Raw genomic sequence first — 16,419 nt, 5'->3', positions numbered from 1 at the left:
AAATGGAGCACTCCGACAACAGGGATGACGTCTTGAAGCAGGATGTCGCCGCTCAGTTGCTGCGCGACACCGAGATCGCGCTCCGCGAAGCCGCTGTTGCCAAGAGCCAACATGCCCTGGAGGAAGAAAAACAGCGGATAGCTACGGAGCGCAAGAACCTCGCCAACCAGGCTGCAGATCTCCGCCAGCAAGTGGATCAGTTCAAGGCCGCCGAACAGCAACGCGCAGCGATCCATGACGAAGAGCGCGTCGCCTTGAGCGCGGAACTACGCCAGAAACGCGCCGAGGGCGAGCGCCGGATTTCGGAAATCCGGGAGCAGCAGCTATCGGCTCTGGAAGAAGAGCTTGCCAATCTACGGGCCAGGCGCCTGTCGGAGGTGTCCGCGGCCGGTGACGCCGAGCGCGAACGCATCCGAGACGAACTCAGCAGGCAGCGTGAGGCCTGGACCAGACAACAGGACGAGGCCCGCGCGCGACTGGATGCAGAAGTGTCCGAGCTGGCAAGGCAGAAGGGGGCGTTGACCGCGCTGCAGGGCGAAGTGCACGGGCGAGCGATGGAGCTGGAATCCGCCGAGCGCAACCTGGAACGCAAGGAGCAACGGCTCGAAGAGCAAGCCAGGCGGCGTAGTGACAAATTCGCGGACGAACTCGAGAGCAACCTGGAGGAAGCGCGCCGTTCACTGGAAATGCAGAAGCAGTCCTGCATCGAGGACAACCGGCGTCTGCGTGATACCGTCTCCACACAGGCCGACTTGCTGGGCGTGTTCGAGCTGCTGAAACGCCAGCTCGGGGACACGGACCCATCCGAGATCCTGCGAGACCTAAACAGCCAGACAGATGAGCTGACGCGCCTGCGCGAAGAGCTCGCCAACCGGCCCACCGAGGAGATGCGCGACAGAACCCGCGCGCTTGAAAGCGAAACCAAGGCCCACAAGGCCCGGGCGGATGAGCTTGAGCGACAGATCGCGATCAGGGAAGCGGAGTATGAGCAGGTCGCTCAGCTACGCCGGAAGAACTCCGAGCTCACTGCGGAAAACCAGTCATTGATGCAAAAGGCTTCGATCTTCGAAGGCGCGGCAAACGAAGCGCAAGTCGAGCTCGACCGGCTGCGGGGCGCTTATGAACGCCCTGCCGAGGTCGAGGCGCGGCACAAGGAAATCGAACGACCACATTTTGCCGTGGACCGAGCCAGGCCGCCGGTGAAGGCGCAGATCGACGAGCTGACCTGGCTCAAAGGTATCGGCAATGCGTGCAGTCACTACGGCCTGAGTTTCAACCCACGGATCCTCAACGCCTTCCACACGGCCCTGAAGACCGCAGAGTGGTCGCCCCTGACCGTGCTCTCGGGCGTCTCCGGTACCGGCAAGTCCGAACTGCCGCGCCTGTACGCCCACTTCGGCGGCATTTTCTTCGAACCGCTGTCGGTGCAGCCAAACTGGGACTCGCAGGAGTCCATGCTCGGCTTCTTCAACTCAATCGACAACAAATTCGACGCCCAACCGGTGCTGAACTTCCTCGCACAGAGCCAGAAGCCCTGGAGCGAGGACTACCCCGGCCTGTCCGAGGCCATGTGCCTGGTCCTGCTCGACGAGATGAACCTTGCCCATCCGGAGCTGTACTTTGCCGAATTCCTGAGCAAGCTCGAACTGCGCCGTGGCAGGAAGGGCAGCGACGTGCCCTGGCTGCCGGTGAAGGTCGGCGCAGGCATGCCAGCCTACAGACTACCGCTGGGCCGGAATGTGTTGTGGACTGGAACGATGAACCAGGATGAAACCACCAAGTCTCTTTCCGACAAGGTGCTGGACCGCTCCATCATCGTCAATTTCCCGCGGCCGACCGAATTGAAACGCCGCCTGAAATTGCTGCCGCTCGATGAGCGCAATCGCGGCCCGGCGCTGCACAAATCCGTCTGGCAAAGCTGGCTGGCAAAGGGCAGCAGCTTCTCGGAAGACGAAGTCAAGCCGTACATGGCCTTCATAGAGGCGTTGAATGGAGCACTCTGCGTGGCTGGCCGGGCACTTGGCCATCGAGTATGGCAATCCATTGAGTACTACATGGCCAACTACCCGGAGGTCCGGGCGGCGAAGAATGACAACTCCCCATCCCGACTTGCCGAGGCGATGCATACTGCGTTCGAAGACCAGCTGGTACAGAAGGTCATGCCCAAGCTCCGCGGCATCGACACCCGCGGCAAGAGCAAGACCGACTGCCTCGACAAGATCCGCCACCAGTTGGACAGGGGCATCGCTGGCCGTCCTTTCCACCTCACCGAGGACTTCGATATTGCCTGCGAACTGGGCTACGGCCAGTTCATCTGGCAATCGGCGAACTACCTCAACGCGCCTGGTTCGTCAACAGCGCCGACACAGGTCGACCACCCTGCCCCCACAGCCTCGAACACCCAGGAAGAACCGCCGTCACTGTTCAACATCGGCCTGACAGATCCTGACGAGCGCCGTAGGGCTTGGAACCTGAGGTCCCCGGAGAAACGAGACGAACTGCGCAAGACGTTGGAGCAGAACACCAGGAAAGGGGGAATCACCGGCCATGACCAGTGAGCACCTGTCGAGCCTTGACTCCGTGCCCCGCAACAAGGCGCACGACAGCACCGCCATCAGCGAGGTGCTCAAGCAGTCGGACTGGTTCTGCCATGCCGTCGACTTCGACCCCAGGAGCGGGCAGGCATTGCCGCAATCGCTGTCGGTGTTTCTGGCCAGGATCGAAGGGTACTCACCGCCCGAGGCCGGGTCCCCGTACCGCGACCGCCTGTGGCGCATCACCGAACATTGCAGCGCGGCGGTGGATCGGCTTGTCCACTGCCTCAACGAGGCTCCTCGCCGGGAACACGCTTTACTGCCCGCCCATGCGGTACGCGAACTCGATGCCAACAGCTTCATCAAGCTGAGCAATCGCCCGGGACGCACACTGAAGGAAAAGCTAGCAGGCAACCCCTATCTGCAAGGCGTTCGGCGCTCCCAATCCGTCGACCTGCCGGAGAACCGCCTGTTCAAAGCATGCATGGTGCGTCTGGCGCAATACCTGGAGCTGTGCGTCGAGCGCCATGAACACCAGAACGACCTGTTGTTGACGATTCTGTCCTGGCTGCGCTCCGGCGAAGCGCGGGACATTGGCCGCTGGGAGAACCTGCCGCCCAACAACACGCTTTTGTCACATCGCGATTACCGACAGGTATGGGACGCCTGGCGTTGGCTGCAGTCCCTGGAGGATGACACTGCTCGCGACCTGTCCGAGGTCCACGCACGTCGCCAGACCCGGCATCGCTGGATCACCTACAGCCGTATATGGAGCGAGGGCCGCCACTGCCTGGCGGACATGCCGGTTTTCTTCAACTTCGATACCTGCGAGATCCGCCCTTGGTTCAACAGCGTCGCGATGCAGTCGGTACAGGAAAAGATCAAGCGCGGCGCCAGGATCGAAATCCATACACCGGTGTGCGTCGATCTGGCGACCTCACTCCCACGCTATGCTGCGGGCAAAATGGCCAGGCACCTACCTGGTTCTTTTGCATGGCAACTATGGCAAGGCGAGGATGCCGAGGTAGCACTCGACCTGTTTACCTCCGACGCGATCTATCGGCACCCGCAGGTGACGACCCTATTCCCGACGGACCTGTTCTTCTCCCAAGCCGCGCACGAGCACTTGGAGCGCGCCGCACACGCCTTCACCGGCAGGCTGCAGGAGATGTTCAGGCACGACACGCTGATCTGGCTCGTGCCCGATGTCCTCAATGATTTCGAACTCGACGTCACCCGACGCAATCTCAATGCTCGCTTCCAGGGCGCAGTGCCCCTGCCGCGCAGTATTGCCGCTGCGATTCAACACGTGGACTACTCGAAAGTGAGCGCTGGCTATCCGATAGTCGTGATCGACAATGTCGGCGGCAAAACCTGCGTCACGAAACTGGTCGCCAGGCTCGACCCGGCCCTTAAGGACAAACTCCCGGAAACCAGAGGTTTCTACTGGGAGCGGCATCCTTCGGTGATCATTTCGGACACCCTAGCGGATGAGTCGGAACCCGGCTGCGCCATTACGTCCATCGATGGCCAGAGCCAATGGCAATCGCCAGCTATCGCCGCCAGGCCTCCCGCCCTCGACAACTCGGTGCTGAAACAGGACCCGCGCATCGGCGGCTTCGCCTTCGCCATCACCTTGACGCAAAGCCCGGTATCCGGAGGCCTTCATTTTCATACGCTGCAACAACGTGCGGGAGATATCCCCCTGTGGCGCGACGAGATACCTGAACTGACGATCAAGGTGTTCAAGGACGGACGTCCTCAGCTCTTCCAGCTGGTGTCCCGTGGCACGACGGTCACGCCGATCCGTGGCAGGCCAGTCAGCATAGAGGTAAAGGAAGATTTCACCCTCCCGGCGGACAGGCCGTTCTACCAGTTCCCCCTCTTCCTGGGCGACAGCCGCGAAAACTTGGGCTACTCGGCCCGCCTAGACTCCTGCGCGTTTCCACTTAAGGAAAGTGTCGACTGTGCGCTCCACCTGACGTTCGAATACGGTGCGGACGCCCCCTATCAGCTGACCTTCATGCCGCGCAATGGCGCGTTTGCACAGGTGCAGGCTACCTGGCGACGTACCAGGGACCTGGTCGTCACCGATGCCCCCGCTCCGGAGTACCCCGCTCCGATGGCCTGGGCCGATCTACGTCATTTGCCAAAACCCGGCAGCAGTGAAACCACTGACTTGCTCAACTGGATAACCCGCGCGATCGCACGACTGGACCAGGATATCTACATACGTTCCAAGGTCAGGGCCAAGGCCGTGATCAACAAGGAGTGGTGCCCTGACAAGAACGGAGGCTATTTCACGTTCGCTACCACCAGAGCCACTCAGGAACGAGTGTTCGTCCATCAGAAAAATATCTTGGACGGACATGTGTACACGGACTTTGGCGTTGGCGACACCATTTCATACGAACGCCATGAGCAGGGCGGCAAATGCTCTGGCCGTCGGGTTGCCAGCGAGTATCACGAGGAGGTGGAACGACTCAAGCGGTTCGACGAAACAACCAGCAAGAATCTCGTTATCCAGATCCGCAAATCTGTCTATTACCCCATCATCCAGATATGGCGCGATGGTCGCTCCATCGACGATATCGACTGCCCCGGTGTTTTTGCCAAAGCAGCCCGCAGCAATATCGATTACCTCATTTCTCTGCTGCAGGAAAACGATTTTCCAACGTCGGTGAAAAGCGTAATTCTCGTGCTGATGTGTTGCATGCACAAGGACGTCCCACGTGGCTTCATCCAGCATCTGTCCGGGCAGCTCGAGAACGGCAGCATTCGCAACCCACAAGCCATTGGCTTCGCCCTGGGACGCCTGGATCAACCCTGGCAGCGGGCGCTTTTCTCGGGCCTCATGCGCAACATCACGGAAAGCGTTCTGCGCACCTTTGCTTGTGCGATCTGGCGAGACCGGCACTTCGTTGAACAATTCGAAGCGACCCAAATGACAATGGTGCTGAAGTCTCTCAACCTGGCGTTGGGGCAGATCAATCCATGCCCGGGGATAAAAGGTGCCGATGACAACAGAGCTGCTGTCAACTGGATGCGCACAACCACCGAGTTACTTGAACTCCTGCTGGGTGTGCTTCGAACGCGAGATGCAGCGGATATGCAACTGAGGATGTTGCTCCAGCCTCATCAGCAGATTACCAAGGCCTTGGCCCGCAGCGTCGAGCGGGTGAGCGAACTCGTTGCACAATCGACTGTCGCTTTGTCTTGCCGGGTACAGATCAATATCGAAAAACCCGAAGGTGATCATACCCCGGACTTGCTTTTTGCCCTGCGCCTTTATCTGACCGGCGACGATGGCGCGAACGCGATCCACATAACCAGAATTTCCGACAGTCAGGACGCATGATCAGCGCAAACCCAGGCGAAGGTGCCTGGGTTTGGTGAGGTTGTGGTCGACGATGGGCGTTGGAAGGCTTCGTACGCGGGAATAACGGGAAGGCCGCGCTTGCTGGGCATGCTGTGTCCGTATGCCCAGCTCAGCAACTACCTTCCCAACCTCACTCAATCGGATTATAGGCCTCCAATGGAACCGACCCCGTGCCAAAACACGCAGGGAACGGGTCCGCCGAATCCATCCCCTTCACTGGCGTTCGCAGGTATCGCTTCCAGTCATCGGCAACATGGCGCAAGTCGATTTCATCATCGAACGACGTATGTCGGCAGGCATCCATGCGCGCCTCGACCGCGTATTTGAGAATCACGAATGAAGCCAGTTGTTCCTGGTCGAACGACTGCGCGAGATAGGGATAGTGGATCGCCAGCTCAGCCTCGCCCTTCTCCTGCAATTGCCGGTTCACCCGGCCGAACAACCTGTCCACACGCCCGACACGCTGCTCGTTGTCACCGGGTGTCCAGGCAATTCCGTAGTGGTGCACCTTGCTGCATTGAAGATGCAGGTTCACACCCTCCTGAAAGACCGAAGTCGCTACCAGCACGTTGGGGTAGAACGGGCTGTTAAAACCGAGAATCAAGCGCCGGCGATCGCCAGAATGACTACTGGCATACCAGGCAGGGCTTTGCAGGCTGGTAAGGATACGCCAGTCTTTTTTCCAGTCGGCCAGCCCGTGGGCCGTGATCTTTCCACAGATCTGCTCGAAGCAATCCAAGGCCGCAATGAAGTACTGCCGAATCGACGAGTCGTGAAGGCGCGGGCTCAGCCAATCGATGAAATCCAGATAACGGCGTTGAGCATCGCCCCCCGCATGCTGGCGACGAAACAGCGTGAACCAACTGTAGAGCTCAATGATGACCGGGCTGGCAAACAGAAAACCCGCTTTTACATAATTGGCGAAATTTTCTGCAATCGCTCGGCCGTGTGGCCCAAGCGCCAACCACGCCTCCAGCCGCCGGCGTGTGGCATCAGGCAACCCTTCATACATCAGGCCCCACAAGGTCGGCATCATTTCTTCGTATTGTTCACCCGCTGGCGACGCGTGTTCCCCGTGCAGCACAAGACGCGCTCGCAGCGCCGCACCGCCATAGTCGTCCCGATTACGCTCGCCCACACGCTTGCGGTCATACCCGGTGTATCCGCCCTTGCGGTAGTCACTTGCCGGCTCCAGCAACAACGAAAACAGACTGTCCGGCTTGCGCAAGCGCAAGCTGAAGTTCGAGCAATCCGTACTGCGGTCCTTTCCCTGTTTCTTGACTACGAACAGGTCAGCAATGTGCGAGGCCAGTTTTTCATCACCCTCCAGGCCATCAATGGCTTGCGCCTGGTCGTCATCGTGAAGAAGATCCTGGTCGTCCGATTCTTCGGCCGTCTGCTGGCAGACATACCGGCTGAAAAACGCCCGCGACCAGTTCTTCTTCTGCCACCCCTTCAACAGCCTTTCCGAGTCTTCCGGACGCCAGGCCTGGACGATACGCAGCGCCAGCTTCAGGTCACTGTCCGCGTTCATGCGCTGGGTAATTTCCCGCACCGAAGCGATCCGCCGCACAAATACCAGGTGCTTGTGCTCGTGCAATGGTATTCGCGTGTCGAAGACATCCTCGGGCTGGCATTCAAGCATCAACGTGTCGTACTTGGGATGATCAGGGTGGCTTTGGAAGTACTCACGGTGCAGCTGGGTAAGCTGAGTCAGGATCCCCGTATCCGGGGCACCGGAAAATGCCTGAGCGGAATGTTCCTGTTCCAGCGGTGCGGTCGCGCTGGCCGCGCTACCTGGCTGGGTACCAACGGACTCGAAGCCTTCGAGATAGCCGTACAGGAACCTGCGGCCGCCACTTTTATGGCCTTGTTGCTGCACCAGCTTCTTCTGGTACAGCGCGAAAAACATCTCGGCCTCGGGGTTGTTATGGAAACTGGCTGGCAGCGTTTTTTCATGACGGTAGTTATATTTGTTACGGTAACCCTCAGCCCCCTGCATCAGGCGCAAACGACGCAATGCATACTGGGTCAGCAGCTTATCCGGAGCGGGTTGCGACCCGTCAGCCGGTGGGTCGATGAAGTAGCCGAGAATGGAGGCTATGTCCCGAAGCGAGGAATGGCTGGGCGTCGCGGTAAGCAACAAAACTTTCTGCCCGAGCCGCCCCCCCACTTCCCCGAAGAACTTGCGTGCGGCCTTGGCACGTTGAGAACCGCCATCGGCATTACGGAAATAATGAGCCTCATCCACCACGACTAGGTCGAAACCCTTGTTTCCCAGCGATGACTTGAGCTCACGGTGAATCCTGGCAGCCTCAACCTGGGCTTTGCCGGCCACATCACCCGATTGCTTGTCATGCCACTCAACCAGGTTGCTGAGGGAATGGATAGTGGTGAAGTAAAACTGCCCGCTGCCCTCCTTAACCGCATCACTCAGTTCACGAAGCCGCTTGTAAATCTGCGCCTCGTGCAACGGCTTTTTCTCAGGCCCATTGCAGGTCAGGTGCGAACCGCCTTTATAGTGATCGCGTAGGAACGCGGCATACTCACGCGCCCACTGGTGGCAGATGTCTTCCCTGGGAGCCATGACCAGCACCTTGGCATTGGGCTTCAGCTTCCACAGCAACGCGATGATGCCCAGTGCCTGGAACGTCTTGCCCATGCCGACCTCATCGGCCAGCAATGCCACATTGTGCATGGACAACTTGTTCCACAAACCGGCAACACCTTCGATTTGCCGGGCGGGCATGGAGATGTCCTGGCCCGAGTACTGCCACGCGTCATTGCCTGCGTCGAAGTTGATCCAGTTCGCGACCTGTTCCGGCTTCAAACCACCCCAGTCGATTTCACGCATAGCCACACTCCTTCTGCACGCGGCGAACATAGGCCAGCTTTCTTTGCAGCTCCTTTGGCAAGCGCGGAGTCTGCACCCTCAGTGTCGACCACAGTTCATCCCCAGGCTTACGGTGCCCGGCCTTGCGGTACAGCCCAGCGGCCAGTTGGTGAAGCGAATTGACCTCCTGGGCCAGGAACCAGTTGAACACGCTGGGCTGGCTGCCGCGAATCTGCTGGCGTGCCTTGGCCGCCAGTTCCTGAAGGCAGCCCGGATGAACGAATGCCCATTGTTCGATATCGGAAGCTGCGCGCAAACGCTCGCGATACTGCTCGATTGCCTGGAACAACCGGAAGTAAGACAACGCGTCCTGTTCGATGACAGGTGAAGGCGTCGTTGGGTCCTCATCCGGCCCGGCACCATTGTGCAGGCAGGCACGCAACACGGTGTTGGTATCGCTGTTCGGATCGACCCCGGCCACCAGGCTGTCGAGCAGGTCCTTCAGCGATTCGAAACCTTGTACACGCCGGAACGACTGGCCGCTCTCGACAATGATGCCCCTAAACACCGCTGGGCCCTTCTTGCGCAGAAGAATGGCGTAGCTATGGTCGGCGAGCATGGCCTCGTTATCCGGCGTCACCTGCTTGATCGGTATCAGCAACCACTTGCCCTGCTGGCGCCGTGTGCGCCACTGCAGGGGTATCGGTTCGCTTACACCCGGCAACTTCAGCCAATAAACATTGCCGGGTTTGTCTACCCACCAGTTGCCTGATACCGAAAAACAAGCACGCTTCCAGTCGTAGTGCACCTGCAGGTCAAAGGGCAGCTCTTGCGGCACATCCAGGCGATCCTCCGCCAACAACTGGTCGCTGGCAAAATCGGTCTCGGTGACGTCAATGCGCGCTCCCAGCGTGTCTGCGTTACGTTTGACGTTCAGCACGATACCGGCTTCGATATTGCGCTGATCAAAACTGCTGGTCCCGGCATGGGTGAAGTTCCACGAGCCGATCGCCAGGCGCCCCCCATGAGGGGCGTGAAAGAGCCAGGCCTTGGCATGGGTGATTTCGGTGAGCGGATCAGGCGCAGACGGGTTTTTGTGGAAGGCGAGCGCGTCCGTCTCGATGCAGGCCGCCAACGCTTCGCTCCAGGGCGTCCGGAAGTACCGGCCCTCCAAGCGGTCTGCGACCAGAGCCACCTTCAAATCAGGATTACCTGATTGCGCCCGGAGTCGCTCCAGCAAGTCGGGCATGTCGGCCGCCAGGTAGGGGGACCAGACCTGCAGCGAGGTGATGCGGTCCTGCACCATGAGATGCTCAAGGAAGGTGCGTTTGTCGAAACTGTGCACGAATTGCCAATCAGGCCCCTCGGCCAGACGAGGCTGGGTGCGCCAGCGGAGCTCAAGTTCCAGAGGCCCGGCCAAGGCATCGAAGAACCTCTGAATCTGCTTGTATTGCTCGTTATTGCAGACGCGCTGGAAGGTGAACACCTCCTGATTGCGCCCCCAGCCGCCGACGCTCAGGTTCGCGCTGCCCGCACCCAACACCATGTCCCCTTTCTTACTCTCCAGAAAGATGAGCTTGGGATGAAACAACGTGTGCTCGGTAAAACCAGGGTGAGTGTTCAGGGCGCGAACAGATACACAGTGAACGTTGATGGCCGTGCGCTTGTACTGGTCGGCCCCCATCATTCGCTTGTCGCAGAACACCCGGAAGTCTATGTCTTTCTCAACCAGGTGTGCCTGGAAGCCTTCGAAGTCCAGGCGGTTGCGCGGCGGGTCCATATTCAGCACTGCCGGCAGCAGATGGGATTCGACAAACCCCAGATTGAGGTTGAAGGTGGTCAGCCAGACGCGTTTGAGCTCGCCCATTTCCTTCAGTTGCTGTTTGAAGGCCTCGATCAGTTTCATGCGGCCACCCCGTGCAAGCCCGCAAGCAAGTGCCGGAACTGGGGAATGTAGTACTGGTGCACCCAGCCACCCAACGGTCGCTCGGCAGGGGTCGGCTCACTGCGGGGCCGCACATAAATCTTTAGCTGGTTACCATCTTCCCGGGTCACCCATGGCGACAGGCCACGACTTTCCATAATGAGCGCGTGATAGCTCAACAATGCGTCCATCTGTGCGTCGGCGCCGCCCTGCCCTGCCACGTTCAACAAACTTTGCAGACGTGCTTGCCCGGTAGTGGAAAGCACCGTCGTCATGGACGTGTCTGCATTGATGGCAGCCGCACAGGTGGCCAGGGTTGAGGTATTACGCCCCAAGGCTTTCCAGCGCTGCCAGACCCTTCTGACGGGCTGGGTCTTCTCGGCCAGCATCAGGTGGAACAACAGGTCCACCTCGCTGAGCAGCGGTTCCAGCAAGCGTACATGCGCGAGCTTTCGCTGTGCGTCTTTTGCCAGCGGCTGTTTCATCGCCTCCTCGAAGACCTTCGCAGCAGACCCGTCGCCGTGCTTGGGCGAACTCAACACGTTATACAAGGCTCCCGGGGCACCCCGATCCAGGCCTGTGATGGACAACCAGAAATCGCATGTTCTGGCACCTACCGCCGCCGATGACGCAAAGGCCTCGACCATAGCCTTGGGAAGCGTTGCTGGTATGTCCTGGAAGTCAGTCTTAGGCTGGCTGCGACTGCTTGCCAGTAGGTCTTTCAAGTGAGGACGCAGGAGGTTGTATAGACGAAAAAGCGTTGGAGTGTTGCTGATCAACGCATCTACGTCTTTCCACAGCAGCGTGGCCGTGGGCAGGTTGTAGCGATAGTGACGGTCGAAGAAGCCCATTTCCACCAACGGCGTCTTGTAGCGGCCGCTCACGCCCAGCAGGGTTTGCCGAACCAGCACCTGCGCTTCGGGGACATGGCTGAAGGTGAGCGAAGGGTTCCCTGTACTGTCGAACCAGCCTCTTCGCCCCTTGCTGATCCCCAGCACGCCAGTGGTTTCGAGGCCCGCGGTATTTTCATGGGCGATGACGCTGTAGACGTTGAGGTTTTCCAAGTACACCAAACAGGCATGCTTGAACTTGAGGTCGTGTTTGCCGTTGTAGATTTTCCTCAACCCGATGCCTAGCGCAATCGAGTCGTCCTCGACCAGGCTCTTGATCAAGAAGTGATTGAACAGGTTCAGGGTGAAATTGCGGATATCGTTGGAAATGGAACTGATCCGGTTCTTGAAAATCTGCTGGCCAAACCCAGACCAGATCACCTGCAACCCCAAGGGGTCGATATTCAGTTCATTACCGAGGCTTTCGTCGTACTCGGTCAGAAAAGCATCTAGCAACACACCCGGATACCTCTAAAACGGACAATCCCTTTGTATCCGCCCTTGAAGCTGGCTAGATCCAACCCGGCCCGAAAAATTGCATTTTGCCACTATAACTGTCAAGGCCGGTGCCGTCGTCGAGTAGGGTATTTTTCAAGCCAAGATGCCCTGTGCTCGATGGCTTGCTCTGGGTGCTATGCACCGGCGCTGCTTGGCGAGATATGCCAGACCGCTTCGGCCCATGGTCAACAGTGTATCAACGGTTCTGGGGCTGGCGAACCCACAGAACGTTCGATCGGATACTCAAACGCTTACGCCTTAGCTGGATGAGCAAGGTTTGATTATTTGCAGACTTGGATGAATCGACTCTACAGCAGCACGCGGGCACTCGTATTCGACCGCCCGCGTACTGCGCCTAGCTACCCGACACATGTCCCAACCGCACCGGCCACTTTGCGTTAGCGGAGCCGAACAAGAACTGGGCTACGCATAACCTGCTTTGGTTCCAGGTCACCGAGGGAGAATGTCTGGGCGTTCCAGTTCCTGCCCTACCCCAGTTGGGCGTACACCGAAAGCCACCCGGAGCCATACTGGAATTTGTCAGGAATCGCCATTAGCGGTCGGTCGCATATCCAGTGCGGTTGGGGGCAATAATGGGGGCAAATTTCAATTTTCTCTGCCTGAAACTGCCGTCCTAGAGCCCAGTCAAAATGTTTTTTGGGGACCCAGATAGCCTGTAATGGAGTTCCAGAAAATCCCATAAAATTGTTTTATAACAAGCGCTTATTGGAAATTTAGGTTCATTGCCGCCTGTCTAAATCCAATGGATTCCACGACTCATGGGGGCATCATTGGGGGGCAAATTTCGGTTCCTTAGAAAGGATGGCCCCACCGATGCCCTCAGATAACATGGCTGTTTTCAAACGAAAACTCAGCGATGCCTTGGTTCGCTCGCTGACCGAACCCGGCAAACACGCTGATGGCGAAGTCCCTGGTCTCTACTTGGAGGTGAGGGCGTCGAGCAAGGTCGGCAAAGCTCCCTCCAAGTTCTGGCGCTTGAAGTATCGACTGCATGGTAAGGAAAACCGCTTCTCCATCGGGGCTTACCCCGACATTGGTCTCAAGGAGGCGCGCGACATTACCCGCGGCGCACGCCGCGATGTGGCTAACCAAACCGCACCGCTCAGGGCCAAGACCGCCAAGATCGAAGCACACCTGCTCAACGAGGTGCGCACCTTCGAATACGTAGCCAAGCAATGGCTGGCATTCAAGTCTGCCGAACTGGTAACCAAATCCATCACGGGGTTTAACGGAGCGCTGAACAAGCACATCTTGCCCGCAATCGGTAAAAAGCCGGTCAGCGAGATCAGGCTGGAGCACATCACTACAATCACTACGGAGCTGCGCCGCCAGAGCACGATGGCCATGGCCCGGCGACGGTAAGCACCCAATTCATAGTGCCGCGCCGTCAACCAGGGTGACGCCCCCAAGTATTCGTTTAACGCGCAGGCATCAACGCCGTAATCGATACGTACACGTCGCAACCCTCCTCTACCTCCAACCATGGTGCCAACCCTGCGCGCCGAACAACTGGCCGCGCCGGTCAAGCAACTGCTTGGCGATATTGAACACCTGTTGCGGCCGCAAGCCTTTGATCCAGCCATAGCGGATATGACGATTTCGATTGCTTCGACCGACTACGCCTTGCGCGCTGTGGTCGTGCCGTTCCTCGCCGCCCTGCGCGCCCAGGCGCCAAATATCCGCATGGCCGTGCAACCGGTGGACGCGCAGCAACTCCCCGGTCAACTGGAACGCGGTGATATCGATATGGCCCTCGTCACCCCGGACAGCACAGCGCCCGGCCTGCACGCAGCGGCGTTGTTTGAGGAGCGCTATGTGTGCGTGATGCGCGCCGATCACCCTGACGCATCAGGCAAGACCCTGACACTGGAGCGCTTCTGCGCCCTCGACCATGTGCTGGGTTATCGCAGATGGAGCGTCCGACGATTGAGCGTTACACGGTACGCCAGCCCTAACAACACAAACCACCCCGGCGCCAGGTACAACGCCTGGCGCGTGTCGTCCTTGAGCGTGAGCAACACCAGCACACCGGCAAAAAAAGCCAGGGTGACCCAGCACATCAACCTTCCACCCGGCATCTTATAGCCCGATGCCTGGTGCAAGGCTGGGCGCGACTTTCGATAAGCCAGGTAAGACAACAGGATGATCGACCAGACAAACATGAACAGCAGCGCCGACAGCGTGGTGATCAAGGTGAACGCCTGCATCAGGTTAGGAATCAGGTAGATCAGCATGGCGCCCAGCAGCAGGCAGGCGCAAGAAAACAGCAAGCCATTGGACGGCACCGCACGCTTGGACAACCGCTGAAAGGCACGCGGCGCGTCCCCCTCCAGCGCCAGCCCGAAAAGCATACGGCTGGTGGAAAACACTCCACTGTTGGCCGATGAAGCCGCCGAGGACAGCACCACAAAATTGATCCAGGCCGCCGCAGCCGGCAGGCCAGCAATCAGAAACAATTCAACAAACGGGCTCTTGTCCGCCACCACTTCGCGCCAGGGTGTCACCACCATGATGGTGGCTAGTGCGAACACGTAGAAAATGATGATGCGCACCGGTATCGAGTTGATTGCGCGCGGCAACGTCACCCGAGGGTTGCGGGTTTCGGCTGCCGCAGTGCCGACCAGTTCGATGCCGACAAAGGCAAAAATCGAGATTTGGAAACCGGCGAAAAAGCCCATCCAGCCATGGGGAAACATCCCGCCGTCGTTCCATAGATTATCCAGACGTGCCCCATGGCTCGCGCTCAACGTGCCGGAGCTCACCAGCAAGTGCGCACCCACGGCCACCAGTCCAGCAATCGCCACGAGTTTGATCATGGCAAACCAGAACTCGATTTCGCCAAACAGTTTGACGGTGATCAGATTGAGCGACAGCAACAGCCCGACACACAATAACGCAGGCAACCACTGCGGCGCGTCCGGAAACCAGAACTGCGCGTAGGCTGATACCGCAATCACATCGGCAATGCCGGTGACCACCCAGCACAACCAATAGGTCCAACCTGTGAAAAAGCCGGCCCAGGGTCCCAGCAAGTCCGTCGCGAAGTCGATGAACGACTTGTACTCTAGGTTGGACAGCAGCAACTCCCCCATCGCCCGCATGACGAAAAACAGCATGGCGCCAATGATCATGTACACAAACAGAATCGAAGGCCCCGCCAAGCTGATGCTTTTGCCAGAGCCCATGAACAAACCGGTGCCGATGGCGCCGCCCAGGGCGATCAGTTGGATATGGCGGTTCGACAGGCTGCGTTTGAGGTCGCCATGGCCTTGCTCTGCTGCATCATTCATGCGGGTATCCTGGGCTTCGGTAAGTCGGGTATTGCGTACTGACTAGTGGTAGCCGTCTTCGGCGCGCACCTTACCGCGGAATACGTAGTAGCTCCAGAACGTGTAGCCGAGAATAAACGGCAGGATGAACAGCGCCCCGACTAACATAAAGCCCTGGCTCTGCGGCGGCGATGACGCCTCAATGATCGAGATCGACGGTGGGATGATGTTGGGCCACAAGCTGATGCCCAGCCCGCTGTAGCCAAGGAACACCAAGGCCAGCGTCAGCAGGAACGGTGCGTAATGCGCGCCGTTCGCCACGGTGCGCAGCAGGTAAAACAGCACCACTGCGACCAATACAGGCACGGGCAAAAACCACAGCATATTCGGCAGGCTGAACCAGCGCGCCGCGATGTCGCTGTGGGCCAGTGGCGTCCAGATACTCACCACCACCAGCACCGCCAACAACACCAGCGCCAAGGGCCGGGCCAAACGGTGCATCTGGTCTTGCAACCGGCCCTCGGTCTTCATGATCAGCCAGGTGCAACCCAGCAATGCGTAGGCCACCACCAGGCCCGCGCCGCAGAACAGACTGAACGGAGTCAACCAATCGAAAGCTCCACCTGCATAAGCACGGTCAACCACGCTGAAGCCGTCGATAAATGCGCCCAGGGCCACGCCCTGGAAGAAGGTCGCCACCAGCGAGCCACCGATAAATGCCTTGTCCCACAGGTGCTGTTTAGCCTTGCTCGCCTTGAAGCGAAACTCGAACGCCACACCTCGAAAGATCAAGCCGACCAGCATCAGCACCAGCGGCAGATACAGCGCCGAGAGCACCACCGCATAGGCCAACGGAAACGCCCCAAACAATGCGGCACCACCCAGCACCAACCAGGTTTCATTGCCATCCCATACAGGCGCAACGGTGTTCATCATCACGTCACGGTCGCGCTCGGCGGGTACAAACGGGAAAAGAATCCCGATGCCCAGGTCGAAGCCGTCCATGACCACATACATCATCACCCCAAAAATAATGATGATTGCCCAAATCAGCGGCAGGTCGATACCCAT

General features: G+C 58.8%; 7 protein-coding genes and 3 pseudogenes. 5 read left to right on the top strand and 5 right to left on the bottom strand.

Going from position 1 to position 16,419, the window contains the following annotated elements; translation table 11 throughout:
- Positions 1-2: 2 nt before the first annotated feature.
- Positions 3-2,558 (top strand): chromosome partitioning protein ParA, encoded by a 2,556-nt coding sequence (locus tag PSH81_RS12745; protein ID WP_305392678.1) that lies wholly within the window; start codon positions 3-5, stop codon positions 2,556-2,558.
- Complete coding sequence (locus tag PSH81_RS12740; RefSeq protein WP_305392677.1) at positions 2,548-5,892, top strand: DUF2357 domain-containing protein; 3,345 nt, start codon at positions 2,548-2,550, stop codon at positions 5,890-5,892. Before PSH81_RS12745 ends, PSH81_RS12740 begins: the two co-directional genes overlap by 11 nt.
- Positions 5,893-6,043: 151 nt before the next feature.
- Here PSH81_RS12740 and PSH81_RS12735 read toward each other — a convergent pair whose 3' ends face one another.
- From PSH81_RS12735 to PSH81_RS12725, 3 genes are read right to left on the bottom strand one after another with little or no spacing between them, the layout of a single operon-like run.
- On the bottom strand, positions 6,044-8,767 hold the full coding sequence (locus PSH81_RS12735) for a DEAD/DEAH box helicase (protein ID WP_305392676.1): 2,724 nt from the start codon (positions 8,765-8,767) through the stop codon (positions 6,044-6,046).
- Positions 8,760-10,652 carry a hypothetical protein gene (locus PSH81_RS12730; RefSeq protein ID WP_305392675.1) on the bottom strand — a complete coding sequence of 631 codons (1,893 nt, stop codon included), beginning with the start codon at positions 10,650-10,652 and terminating at the stop codon, positions 8,760-8,762. Before PSH81_RS12730 ends, PSH81_RS12735 begins: the two co-directional genes overlap by 8 nt.
- A complete protein-coding gene (locus PSH81_RS12725) occupies positions 10,649-12,019 on the bottom strand; it encodes a hypothetical protein (RefSeq protein ID WP_305392674.1) in 1,371 nt (456 codons plus the stop codon). The genes PSH81_RS12730 and PSH81_RS12725 overlap by 4 nt, the downstream gene beginning before the upstream one ends.
- Positions 12,020-12,168: 149 nt before the next feature.
- Here PSH81_RS12725 and PSH81_RS12720 point away from each other — a divergent pair.
- The 3 pseudogenes from PSH81_RS12720 to PSH81_RS12710 all read left to right on the top strand — a co-directional run.
- Positions 12,169-12,380, top strand: a pseudogene (locus PSH81_RS12720) (transposase); the annotation flags it as partial.
- A 512-nt stretch (positions 12,381-12,892) separates the two neighbouring features.
- Positions 12,893-13,435, top strand: a pseudogene (locus tag PSH81_RS12715) (tyrosine-type recombinase/integrase); the annotation flags it as partial.
- 126 nt (positions 13,436-13,561) lie between these two features.
- Positions 13,562-13,945: pseudogene (locus tag PSH81_RS12710) on the top strand (LysR substrate-binding domain-containing protein); the annotation flags it as partial.
- 35 nt (positions 13,946-13,980) lie between these two features.
- On the opposite strand, the gene cycA reads toward PSH81_RS12710, so the two are convergent.
- Positions 13,981-15,369, bottom strand: a complete 1,389-nt coding sequence (gene cycA / locus PSH81_RS12705) for a D-serine/D-alanine/glycine transporter (RefSeq protein WP_305392673.1) — start codon at positions 15,367-15,369, stop codon at positions 13,981-13,983.
- Positions 15,370-15,411: 42 nt separating this feature from the next.
- Positions 15,412-16,419: a cytochrome d ubiquinol oxidase subunit II gene (gene cydB / locus PSH81_RS12700; RefSeq protein ID WP_305392672.1), complete on the bottom strand. Its 1,008-nt coding sequence runs from the start codon at positions 16,417-16,419 to the stop codon at positions 15,412-15,414.

This window comes from Pseudomonas sp. FP2335, assembly GCF_030687535.1.
Classification (GTDB): Bacteria; Pseudomonadota; Gammaproteobacteria; order Pseudomonadales; family Pseudomonadaceae; genus Aquipseudomonas.
The sequence above is the reverse complement of the archived record's forward strand: the minus strand, read 5'-3'. Positions and strand labels throughout refer to the sequence as shown.